Source organism: Tissierellales bacterium (assembly GCA_025210965.1).
Lineage (GTDB): Bacteria > Bacillota > Clostridia > Tissierellales > JAOAQY01 > JAOAQY01.
Map to the genome: position 1 here is coordinate 1 of JAOAQY010000075.1, position 12,491 is coordinate 12,491.

At 32.8% G+C, this 12,491-nt stretch carries 12 protein-coding genes; 9 read left to right on the forward strand and 3 right to left on the reverse strand.

All coding sequences use genetic code 11. The features are described 5' to 3' along the window. On the forward strand, nt 1-1,425 hold a 1,425-nt coding region (locus N4A40_05700; protein ID MCT4661339.1), incomplete at its 5' end, for a hypothetical protein. 73 nt (nt 1,426-1,498) lie between these two features. Here the strand turns inward: N4A40_05700 and N4A40_05705 are convergent. Beyond that, nucleotides 1,499-2,449, reverse strand: a complete 951-nt coding sequence (locus N4A40_05705) for a helix-turn-helix domain-containing protein (protein MCT4661340.1) — start codon at nt 2,447-2,449, stop codon at nt 1,499-1,501. A gap of 94 nt (nt 2,450-2,543) precedes the next feature. On the opposite strand from N4A40_05705, the gene N4A40_05710 reads away from it, so the two are divergent. Next, entirely contained in the window at nt 2,544-2,681 is a 138-nt protein-coding gene (locus N4A40_05710) for a hypothetical protein (GenBank protein MCT4661341.1), read from the forward strand. Nucleotides 2,682-2,910: 229 nt separating this feature from the next. Here the strand turns inward: N4A40_05710 and N4A40_05715 are convergent, their stop codons facing one another. Next, on the reverse strand, nt 2,911-4,017 hold the full coding sequence (locus N4A40_05715) for an NADH:flavin oxidoreductase (protein ID MCT4661342.1): 1,107 nt from the start codon (nt 4,015-4,017) through the stop codon (nt 2,911-2,913). Between the two features lie 131 nt (nt 4,018-4,148). Here N4A40_05715 and N4A40_05720 point away from each other — a divergent pair, with 131 nt between their 5' ends. From N4A40_05720 to N4A40_05735, 4 genes are all read left to right on the forward strand, one after another. Then, nucleotides 4,149-4,412 carry a type II toxin-antitoxin system Phd/YefM family antitoxin gene (locus N4A40_05720; protein MCT4661343.1) on the forward strand — a complete coding sequence of 88 codons (264 nt, stop codon included), beginning with the start codon at nt 4,149-4,151 and terminating at the stop codon, nt 4,410-4,412. Next, nucleotides 4,402-4,722: a type II toxin-antitoxin system RelE/ParE family toxin gene (locus tag N4A40_05725; GenBank protein ID MCT4661344.1), complete on the forward strand. Its 321-nt coding sequence runs from the start codon at nt 4,402-4,404 to the stop codon at nt 4,720-4,722. Before N4A40_05720 ends, N4A40_05725 begins: the two co-directional genes overlap by 11 nt. 49 nt (nt 4,723-4,771) lie before the next feature. Continuing rightward, nucleotides 4,772-5,203: a MarR family transcriptional regulator gene (locus tag N4A40_05730; protein ID MCT4661345.1), complete on the forward strand. Its 432-nt coding sequence runs from the start codon at nt 4,772-4,774 to the stop codon at nt 5,201-5,203. A gap of 200 nt (nt 5,204-5,403) precedes the next feature. Next, entirely contained in the window at nt 5,404-6,075 is a 672-nt protein-coding gene (locus N4A40_05735) for a hypothetical protein (protein MCT4661346.1), read from the forward strand. A 124-nt stretch (nt 6,076-6,199) separates the two neighbouring features. Here the strand turns inward: N4A40_05735 and N4A40_05740 are convergent, their stop codons facing one another. Further along, nucleotides 6,200-6,838, reverse strand: coding sequence for a helix-turn-helix transcriptional regulator (locus tag N4A40_05740; protein MCT4661347.1), 639 nt, complete (start codon nt 6,836-6,838; stop codon nt 6,200-6,202). Nucleotides 6,839-7,152: 314 nt separating this feature from the next. On the opposite strand from N4A40_05740, the gene ade reads away from it, so the two are divergent. The 3 genes from ade to N4A40_05755 all read left to right on the forward strand — a co-directional run. Then, the gene (gene ade, locus N4A40_05745; protein MCT4661348.1) at nt 7,153-8,877 is read left to right on the forward strand and encodes an adenine deaminase; all 1,725 of its coding nucleotides are present in this window, start codon (nt 7,153-7,155) and stop codon (nt 8,875-8,877) included. Between the two features lie 197 nt (nt 8,878-9,074). After that, nucleotides 9,075-10,433 (forward strand): 8-oxoguanine deaminase, encoded by a 1,359-nt coding sequence (locus N4A40_05750; protein MCT4661349.1) that lies wholly within the window; start codon nt 9,075-9,077, stop codon nt 10,431-10,433. Between the two features lie 162 nt (nt 10,434-10,595). After that, on the forward strand, nt 10,596-12,491 hold a 1,896-nt coding region (locus N4A40_05755; GenBank protein MCT4661350.1), incomplete at its 3' end, for a molybdopterin-dependent oxidoreductase.

The window sequence follows — 12,491 nt, forward strand, 5'->3', positions numbered from 1 at the left end:
TTGATTGAAGAAGAAACAGAGCAGGTAGTATTAGATAAATTGTACAATGATTTTAGTAGAAGTGATATGGTGAAATTAAAATATCAAATTGCAGATAGAAGATATATCATTATAGAAGAAATAGAACTAGTATATGAGCCATTTGAAGATAGTTCAAATGTGTATGAAGTTGAAGATATAGACGGATTGAATATAATATTGAAAACAGGTACGCTTAAATCTACAGATGGGAAATTTAGTCTAGAAAATGAAGTCATAAAAGAATATAGAGCAATAGAAGGCGCATCTGTGTTTAGGTATTGGGATGAAACGGATCTATCTAAGGGTGATTATGTAAGTATTCATCTAAACGAATCAGGAAATATAGATGTAGTTTATGTTTTAGATGAAAACGAACTTGAAAGTTTGGTAAAATATGAAGATGTAGATGGAGAATACTTGATAATTGCAAATCCACGAATTAACTCAGAACTTGACGATGGTGAAATGGAAATAGAAAATATAGAAAACGGTCAAGTAAGAGTCATAAAAGGATATCAGCAAAGTTTTGATGAAAGAGATTTAGGAACCATAATTGGCAAAGAATATTTTTTAAATCATAAAGCCGAAGATAGAGGGAAAAGGGGATTTGGATTTATAGATAGTAGAATTGGAAGTGAGATATCGATACTAGATAGAGGTGAAAAACTATCTATAGCTAAAGACAATCTCATCAAATGTTACTACAATGGAGAAGAAGTAAAATATGATGAAATAGGCAAATTTGATATGCCAGAACTATGCAAATGGACGGAATATAATGGAAAGATAATTTATATAGAAATATATCAAATAGCTGAAGCAGGAACGATTGTAAATGATGAGGTTATAAAAATCAAGAGCGGTGATGTGTTAGATTATGGGATAGAAAGAAATAATCACAAAATACTTGAGCTAGATTTAGAAGATAGTCATATCTCATATGTAAATCTAGGCGGTGGCTGCTGGGATAAGGGCATAATTTTGTACACGCCTTCTAATATAGCGTTTAAAATCAAAGAAAGTCAGTACCAAAACACAAAAATCATTGAATCGTTTTTCGAATCATCAAACTCATCATTTGACGAATACGGCATAAAGCTAGGTCAAGAGATGGATTCACTAGAATATGACGATACAAAAGTGAAAGAAATGGATAAAAATAGAGGTTTTGAAGACGGAGAATTCTGGATTATAGAATGTACTTCAGAGGCAAATAGTGAAAACATAAAAGCTGTAATTTTAGAAAACGATGAAGCTAAGATAAAAACAGATATAAAATTAGCAGGGAACTATATAGTAGTGAGAGCAAAGGAACAACTAGAGAAAGGCTCAGACTACTATATGACTATAGTATTAGAAGATGGAAGTGTGTATAAATCAAATTTAGGATGCGTTAAGGAGTAGATAATATAATACCCGCTTTTGAATTTCAGCTAAAATAAAGCTGAGATTCGAAAGCGGGTATTTATGCATTAAATCAAAATTTTTCTATATTTAATCCATATGTAGAAGAAATTACATCTCTATATGTGTTAGCAAGATCGAAAGAACCTTCAATCTCTAAAAGCCAAACAGAAGTTTTTAGGGATTTTTTATATTCAAAATCATCTAAATAAAATTCTGCAGCGCCTTTTCTAGCATAGAGATGAGCTACTAAATATGAAGATGAATGTAATCTCGAGTACTCTATACCTTTTATAGCGTACTCGAGAGCGGATTTGTGATCAGATAATGTGTGAAAACTATAAGATATACAGTGATAGAGCTTAGTTATCAAATGAATAGATGACATAGAGCTAGTCGGTTCTGATATAAGATAGTCAGCACAGAATATAAATATAGAATTGCTAAGTTTGATATTTGAAATATACTTATATGAAAAGCCTATTAACATCAATACTCTTATCTCAAGTAAATTGTATTTATAAGTATCAAATTTTTCTATGACAAAATTAGGTATTGTTTGAACTAAAGCATTTACAAGCTTATTTATCATTTCTTCAGAGGTATCGTAGTTTGAAGATTGAAACAAAACGGATTGATGAACTAATATCTTTAGAAGATTAAATTCATTTTCAGATACTAATAAATTACAATGAATTGATTCTTCTTCATTTATTTCTTCTGACAATGCTTGTAGTCCAGCTATATCGTTTTTGTTGGTTAGTGTATCAAAACGCTCGTAAAAATCAGAGAGATAAGTATTATTTCGATGTTTTTTAAGAAGCTCAAGTAAATCAGATTTATAGAGCTGAGAAAGTATTTCAAGCGTCTCGTATTTAGGGATTACATAACCATTTTCTATTCGTCTTAGAGTATCTTCATTTATTCCAACATATGCAGATACATCCTTTTGAGTCATCCTATTATTCTTCCTGAGATCTCTAAGTGATTTTCCAAACTCATTTAAATCATAACTTGAAAACATAATTACCCCCATACCCCGAATTCATTCGGGGACTATTATTATGAATATAATTATATACTAATGGAAAATAAGTGGCAATGAGGGGTGGATATATATGGAGACTAAGAAAAAAGGAGTAGTACTTTTAGTAGTGACTTTATTAATTTCATCAACAAATATAGCTTTTGCGACAGATGATGATTTTCCGATAGTACCATTTGCAGAAATCGAGAATACTCAGCAGTTGAGCTAAGAAGCCATACCAATAATAATTTATTAGTGTAGCTTATAATTGCCTCATTTATTTTCCAAAATTAACTTTCATAATCAAAAAAGCAGCTTTTGTCATCCCAAGACGAAAGCTGCTTTTTGAATAAATTAGTATCAAAAGTTACTAATAACTACTGTGAAAAGTAACATCTGTTACTTTTCAAAAAAGTTTACTAAATTACTACAATTCAAAACCGAAGTATTCTAATCAATTACAGCGAATTAAATACCACGCAATAATTGCCCTCAGGAGTTCTGCACTTTGAACATCTAACGCATTTAGCTGGAGAATGATCGCCATCTTTCCATCTCTTGAAAAGATTTGGTTCAGCTAATAAAGGTCTGCAAAAACCAAAGGCATCTATAGAAGTTTCGCCAGCTATTTGCTCTAACTTGTCAAAATTCCTAAATCCACCAACTGTTATAACTGGTATAGATACAGAAGACTTTAGTATTTTAGCATATTCTAAGAAGTAACCCTCATCTAATATAGGGCATCCATCAAAGACTTCACCGACTAGAGTCTTTGCTTTTCCGTGAACATTTCCAGAGAGTTCAATTCCTGCTATACCAAGTTTTTCTATGCGTTTACATATTTCAAGAGTTTCTTCAAACTCAAGTCCTCCATCGAAGAAGTCACTTGCAGTTAGTTTAACTAATATAGCAAAATCATCACTTACAGATTCTTTAGTTTTAGCAATAATATCAACTAAAAAACGCATTCTATTCTCTAGTGAACCGCCGTAATTATCTTTTCGTCTATTGTAGTAAGGGCTCAAGAATTGATTTATCAAATACGTATGGGCTCCGTGTATTTCAACACCATCAAATCCAGCTGCTTCAGCTCTTTTAGCAGCATTTGCAAAAGCATTTACTATATAATCAATATCTTCTAGAGTCATTTCTTTACCCATAGTTCCAGTACTCTTTTCAGCCACTTCACTAGGTGCAAATATAACTCTTTCTCCAACATTGAATTTAGTTTTAGTACCGCCATAAGCCAACTGCATAACGATTTTAGAACCATGAGATTTGACTATATCAGTTAATTTTTTGTACTCATCTATGAAAGAGTCTTCGTAAATCCCTATCATGCCAGGATTTGGTTGTTCTTCAGCAACTACATTTGCATAACCAGTTACAATTAGTCCAACCTCATTTTTTGCAAGTTCTTCATGAATATCATATAAGCTTTGTGTCAAATGACCAGTAGATGTAGCCATATTTTCCCACGTTGCACTTCTAACCAGTCTGTTTTTTAGCTTAAGAGGTCCTATATTACAATTGTCGAAAATAGAATTTTTTGTTGTATAAGTCATTTAAAATCTCCTTTCAAAATATAATAAGTAAATTATAGCGGGAAAATAGTTTTATGTCAAACTATTTTGCTTGAAAATTTTGTGGGTATAACATAATTATGCTATAATTATGTTATAAAGGAGATGGATTTATGATTAAGATTAGGCCTATAAAGGATTTAAGGAATACAAATGAGATTTCTGAATTATGTCATGAAAGTGAGGAGCCCATTTATATAACCAAAAATGGTTATGGAGATTTAGTTGTAATGAGTATCGAAACATATGAGAAGAAATTAGCACAAGCCGAGCTATATAAAAAGCTAGCAGAAGCAGAATGTGATCTTCAGAATGAAGAAAAGATAATAGATGCAGAACAGATTTTCTCAAGGATGAAGAGTAATTATGCAGAGTAAAAAATACAAGATAAAATTTACTTCAAAGGCAAGTTATGATTTAGATGAAATACTTAGCTATATGAAGAATGAGTTGTATTCAGATTCTTCCGCCAAAAAATTTTTAGAAAGCGCAGAATCGAAAATAATGAACTTAAGTGAGTTTCCATTTTCGTGCAATTATGTTAGTGATGATTTTTTAAAAAGAAAAGGATATAGAAAATTAATAGTGGATAATTACATTATCTTTTATATTGTAAATGAAAATTCGAAAATAGTTATCATAATGAGAATATTGTATGGAAGCAGAAAATATCAAGAATTTTTGTAATGTAATATAATTATTTGAGCTACAATACTTTTAGAAACGAGGAAGCAAAATGAACGATAAATACATAGTCTATTTTGTAAGCAAAACAAAGAAAAAAATGGTTAAATACATCGAAAAACAACTAGAACTTCAAGGGCTAGATGAATTAGTTCCGTCATATGGAAACATACTAACAGTGCTCTATGATAATGATGGAAAGATGACGATGAAAGAAATAGGGGATCTTTTAGGAAAAGACAAATCAACCATAACAGCTTTAGTTTCAAAACTAATGGCAAAGGGTTATGTAGAAAAGCAAAAATCGACTACAGATAGAAGAAAAACCTATATACGTTTAACTCAAAAAAGCATAGACATAAAAGACAGTTTTGATGCAATTTCAAAAAACGTGCATGAAACAGCATACAAAGGTTTAACAAAAGAAGAAAAGAAAGTGTTTTTAGATGTACTAAAAAAAATAAACATGAATTTTGATATCTAAAGAGATCAAGATTTATATCAAAAAAAAGGTGGCAACTCTACTTTTTGAGAAAGTTAAATCAATAAGTAGAGTTGTCACCTTTTACCGGTTCTAAAGATTAAAATAGCCACTAGCTTTATAATTAATAATGTCATAATAATCATATAATCTAGCAATTATTATGTAATAGGTGTATTATCTATGATAAGGGAGTGATTAGTTTGAATAAAAAGTATATCGTAATCATAGCGGTGCTATTTGTAGTTATTTCACTTATTATAATATATAAGCCTGAAAATAGTTTGAATGATACCGAAGAATTGAAAGCAGAGTTACTGAATATAAATGGAAAAGAACAGGCAGATATATCTGATGAATTATTTAATACTATTAGGAACTATTTAGCTGACAGCGGAGTCAAAGGCGACATTGAAAAAAATTTAAGGATAAAAGATTTAACTACTGATGATTTTTTTAGAAATAGTGGATGTAAAATTTATGAAGCTAAAATAGATTATGCGTGGGTTCATCAAATAATTATAATTAAAGAAGATAAAGTTTTAGCAAATCTTAAAGGAATGCCAATTGAAGATGTGTTTTTAATTGATGCTGATAAAGATAGAAACTATGAAATTTATGCAAATGCATCAATTGGGTCAGGCTTATTGAGCAATGAAATAGTAGGTTATAATCCAGTTAAAAATGAAATGTATAAATTGTCAGATCGTGGAATTAAAGATTATTCAATTGCGATAATTGAAAATGAAGCGATGATTGAAGTTAAAGACAATAAAGAAAATGGTAAATTATTAGAGCGCGGAAAATTAACATTGACGATAGTCAATGATAAATCAGAAATAACAATAAAACCACTAATAAAAAGTGACGAATAGATTCAAGTCAAGATAAAAAATATTGTAGAAAAATGTGCCTATCAAATAATTTCATCAAAATTTTGATGAAATTATTTGATAGGCACATTTTATTTTTCGCTTTAAGCTTCTTTAATATAATTTTTTACTTATTTTTAATATCCACATAATTATAAATAGAGTACTTAGATATTCCAAAATAAGCGGCTATTTTATCACCAGCTTTAGTGATAAGAAAAGCACCTGCATCATTTAGGTAGTTGATAGCCTCTATTTTCTGCTCTTTAGTCATTAGAGCTACAGGCTTTCCTATTTTGTTTACGGATTCCTCGAGCAAATCATCCAACAATTGATTTACATTTTGAGGAATTTTGCCAGCATCAGGAGTATCATCATCTTTATTTATAAAAGATGAGATAGCATTTTGAGCTATTGCAAGTTCCGTGATATCGTAATTTATAGAAAATATACCTATAGGGTTACCATTGTCATCATTGATGTAAATAGTGCTTGATTTTAGCAATTTACCATCCTGAGTCTTGGTAACATAATTCAGTTTATCTTCTAGTGGTTCTTCATGATGCTTTAGAGCATTCAAAACAACTCTAGAAGCTATGCCATCAGCCGATCTGTGGCTTACATCCCCGTTTTCGATAATTCTAATAGTATCGTCCGCATTGCCAGAAGTCAAATCGTGTACTACGACCTCACAATTGCGACCGAATTGAGCAGCGATGCCTTTAGACAACCTGCGTAAAAAATCCAAATTCGTTTTAGTATTCATAAAACCCCTCACATTTTCTGGTAATTTTGATCTAACCCTTCTTGTCTAGAGATAAGTATATCAATCGTGAACTTCAAAATCAACAGCATCTAGAAAAGATCTTTGAAACTTACAAAATGATTTTAATATAGTGCCTTATCTACATACAACTATATCAATACTGAAAGCCAAAATCAACAACAATATACAAAATCTTTTTAAAATTACAATAATTTTGTTAAATAGTCAGACAATTATGTTGACAATTATCTGGTAGGGTGATAACCTTGAAAACAAAAGGATTATTGTATGTATTTCATGGGGAGGTATAGGGTATGAACAAAGCTAACAACAAAAAACTAATAGATGTAGCGATGGGTAGACAAATCGCAGACTTGGTAATAAAAAATTGTAAAGTAGTAAATGTATTTACAGATGAAATATTAGAGGGAAATTTAGCAGTAAGTGAAGGACATTTTGTAGGAATGGGAGACTATGAAGGTAAAAAAACAATAGATGCCAAAGGCAAATTTATAGTACCAGGATTAATAGATTCTCACGTGCACATTGAATCATCGATGGGATCGCCATATCAATTTGCTAGAGCAGTTCTTCCTAGAGGAACAACAACTATAATATCTGATTGTCATGAGATAGCCAATGTAAAGGGAGTAGACGGTATAAAATACATGATAGATTCAAGTGAAAATTTGCCACTAGAAGTTTACGTAATGCTTCCGTCTTGTGTACCTGCAACGAAATTTGAAACGTCAGGAGCTAAACTAGAGGCAGAAGACTTAGAAGAACTTATGGCCAACCCTAGAGTACTAGGATTAGGAGAACTTATGAACTATCAAGGTGTTGTATTTGAAGATGAGGGAATACTAAACAAATTACAATTGACAGAGAGACATCACAAAATAGTAGACGGACATGGACCAGTTATAAAAGAAAATGAACTAAACGCATATTCTCTCGTTGGAGTTCGCACAGACCATGAATGTAGCAATCATAGAGAAGTGTTAGATCGAGTTAGAAATGGAATATATGTAGCTGTTCGAGAAGGCTCAGCTGCAAAAAATTTATTAGACCTCATAGGAGCCATAACACCTCAAAGTGAGAGAAGATTTACATTTTGTACAGATGATAGACATTCAAAGGATATACTTACAGAAGGTCATATAGATAACAATATCAGAATAGCAATAAAAGCAGGCATGCCGCCTATAACAGCTATTAGAATGGCTACGTTAAACACTGCTGAGTGTTACGGAATAAGACAGTTAGGCGCTATAGCACCTGGATATCAGGCAGACTTTATTATGGTCGACAATTTAAATGACTTCAATGTACTTTCCACATTCAAAAAGGGAGAGCACATAGATGAAAGCTGGATAGAAAATATAGACGAAGATACTACTCTTTTAGATACAGTAAGCAATAGCATAAATATAAAAGAATTTAAAAAAGAAGATTTGAAAATAAAGGTTTCTGGAGAAAAAGCTAGAGTTATAAAAATAAAGCCAAGGGATTTAGTTACAGAATCAGTTGAAAGAGATGTAGATATAGATAATCAAAGAAACTTTATCTACGACAAAGAAACCGATATACTTCCGATTTATGTATTTGAAAGACATCACGGAACTGGAAATATTGGAAAGGGACTGATAGAGGGGTATGGTCTCAAAAACGGAGCTATAGCTTCTACTATAGGACACGATTCGCATAATCTTATAGTTATAGGGGATAGCGACGAAGACGTAATGCTCGCAATAGAGGAAATTAAAAAAATCGGGGGTGGACTTGTTGTAGTAAAAGCAGGTGAAGTTAAGGGACATTTGAAGCTAGACATAGCAGGTCTTATGTCGTCAGAGCCGCTTGAAAGCGTTTCGGAAAAGTCAGAGTGGCTTGCAAGTTTCGCCAGAGAAAATCTACACATAAATGAAGGAGTAAATGCATTTATGACACTTGCATTTATGGCATTACCTGTCATACCAGAGCTAAAGATGACAGACAGAGGATTATTTGATGTAATCAATTGGAAACATGTCGAGGTTTAGACCCTAAATCACCAATATATGCAAATTATAGCTCAAAATCAAATTAAAAAAACATAAATTATGAAAAGCGTACAGAAAAAACATGAGAATCATACAAAAAAATTGTAAAATATTAAAAAGTTTGCAAAACTTGATTGATATAGAAAAAACGAAGTGATATACTAAGAAATGTAAATATAATAAATTGGGAGAATCTTATGAAAAATTCGATTTTAATTAAGAATATCAATTATATAGTAACTTGTGACAATGAAGATAGGGTATTAGAAAACACAGATATATACATCGAACATGGGGTTATAAAGACGATAGGATTTAGTGAAAATGAAGCAGATACCATAATAGATGGTAGCGGCAAAATAGCTTATCCGGGACTTATAAATACACATCATCACTTGTATCAGATGTTTAGCAGGAATATACCACAGGTACAAAACTTAGAGCTATTTCCTTGGCTGAAGTACCTATACGAGATTTGGAAAAATCTAAACAACGATGTCATAAGATATAGTTCACTTTGTGGTATGGGAGAACTACTAAAATCAGGATGCACTACGTGTTTTGATCATCACTATGTATTCCCAAATGATCAAAATGGGCTTATAGAGACTCAATTTGAATCGGCTAGTGAGCTTGGAATCAGGATGCATGCATCTAGAGGGAGTATGTCACTTAGTGTAAAAGATGGTGGCTTACCACCCGATAGTGTTGTTCAAGATATAGATAGTATATTAAAAGATAGCGAAAATTTAGTTTCAAGATTTCATGATTCGGGTAAATTCTCGATGAGACAGGTTGTCCTTGCGCCATGTTCTCCATTTAGCGTTACCGGGGAGCTTATGAAAGAATCTGCTAAATTGGCTAGAAAATTAGGAGTTAGATTACACACCCATCTAGCGGAGACAATAGATGAGGAGAATTTTACCTTAGAAAAATTTAATATGAGACCACTTGAATACATGGAGAGCCTAGGCTGGATTGGCCCGGATGTTTGGTATGCCCATGGAATTCACTTCAATGATGATGAATTGAAGCTTTTGGCAAAAACACAGACTGGTGTATCTCACTGTCCTATATCTAACATGAAGCTATCATCTGGCATCGCTAGGATACCAGAAATGATAAAACTTGGAGTTCCAGTGGGATTAGCTGTAGATGGAAGTGCTAGCAATGACGGTTCTAATATACTTGAGGAGCTTAGAGTAGGATTTTTGCTTCATAGACTAAAATACAGTAATGATGCGCCGAGTGGTTATGACTTTCTAAAAATAGCTACTAGAGGAAGTGCTAGTGTACTTGGAAGAAAAGACATAGGGTATCTAGCAGAGGGAATGGCTGCTGATTTATTCATGATAGACAAACGCAGTATAGAAATGATAGGAGCAGATTTAGATCCTAAAGCTGCACTATGTACCATAGGTTATAAGGGTGCTGTTGATTACACCATAGTAAACGGAAAAGTGGTTGTAGAGAATGGCAGATTAGTAAATATAGACGAAGATAAAGTTTTCGAAAAGAGCAGAAAAGTTTGTAAGGAATTAATTGAAAAATCATAATGTAGATAAAAGCGTGAGTAACACGCCTTTATCTAAAAAGAATATACTGAAAATTCATTATAGTCTTAATAGACTGGAATTTATATAAATGTAGTAATTGTATTTAGAGAAGTAGGGTTTAGGAGTAAAACAATAATGAAGTAAAAAGGTGGGAGGAGTAGTATGAGTATTGGAAAAAGTATAAAAAGAGTAGACGCCTTTGACAAAGTCACAGGTAGAGCACAATATGTTGACGATTATCACTTGAGCCATGCGCTTATTGCAAAGATTTTACACTCTACTATAGCAAACGGAAGAGTGCGAAAAATGGATATCAGCAAAGCACTAGAAGTAAAGGGCGTAGTCAAAATAGTAACATGTTTTGATGTCCCAGACAGACCATTTGCAACAGCTGGGCATCCATATGTATTAGACCCAGGTCACAGGGATATAGCAGATAGAAAGTTACTAAATAAAAGAGTCCGTTACTACGGAGATGACATAGCAGTTGTAATAGCAAAAGACAATGTAGCAGCTGAGAGAGCACTAGCTCTTATCGAGGTAGAATACAATGAATATAAACCTATGACTGAGATTGAGGATGCACTTTTAGGTGACGAACATGCTATACACGAAGAATTCCCAGACAATATACTAGCCAATATAGGATATGAAATTGGAGATTTTGAAAAAGCAATAAAACAAGAAGATCTCAAAGTTATAGAAGGTGAATATGAACTATCTTCTGTTAAGCACTGCCAGCTTGAAAACCCATCATCATTTGCATACGCTGAGGGTAAAAAAACTGTAGTTGTTTCATCAACTCAAATACCTCATATAGTGAGAAGAGTAGTTGCAGATGCTCTAGGAGTAGGTGCTGGTAGCATTAGAATAGTAAAGCCTTATATAGGTGGCGGATTTGGAAACAAGCAAGATGTACTTTATGAACCACTAAACGCATATTTGAGCCAAGTTATGGGCGGAAGATGTGTGAAGTTAGAACTCACAAGAGAAGAGGACTTCCTAAATACTAGACTTCGCCATGCCATGAAGATAAAAATCAAGAGTTATGTTAGAGAAGATGGTACATTTGTAGCAAGAGAGATGGATTTAAAGAGCAACAAAGGAGCATATGCATCTCATTGTAATAGTGTTACTGCTAAAGCTGGTCATGCACTTAAGCAAATATACCAAGATGAACTTGCTACAAAAGCTAGCATGACATCCGTATTTACAAATAGACCACCAGCAGGAGCTATGAGAGCATATGGTATACCACAGATAACATTTGCTATCGAATCTCATGTAGATGATATAGCATCGGAATTAGGTCTTGATAGAATTGAAATAAGAAAATTAAATCACATGAAGGTAGGATTTGAAGACAATGGTATCAGATGCTACTCAAACGGATTAGATGAATGTATAGAAAAAGGTAAGGAATATGTAAATTGGGATAAGAAAATAGAAGAGTATAAACATCAAACAGGCCCTATCAGAAAAGGCGTTGGAATGGCAATATTTAGCTACGCTACTGGAGTATATCCTATAGCACTAGAGATTGCAGGATGTAGGCTTATACTCAATCAAGATGGTTCAGTTCAAGTTCAAATGGGAGCAACAGAGATTGGACAGGGAGCCGATACAGCATTTGCACAGATGATTTCAGAAATACTATCAGTATCTATGGAAAAAATACACATGGTATCAGCTCAGGATACAGATGTTACACCATTTGACACTGGAGCATATGCATCTAGACAATCATATGTATCAGGTAGAGCAGCTAAAAAGGCGGCTATAGAATTAAAGCAAAAAATACTAGATCACGCTAGATATATGCTAAGAGTTCCAGATGGCAATCTAGATATAGAAGATGATTTTATAGTAAATAATGAAACTAGGGAGAAACTTTGCTCACTTGAAGAGCTTTCTACTCATGCTCTTTACAACATGGAAAAAGCGGTTCACATAACAGCAGATGTTTCAAATCAATGTGATTCAAATAGTTTTTCATTTGGAGTATGCTTCGTAGATGTAGAAGTTGATATGCCTCTTGGAAAAATCAAAGTAAATAAA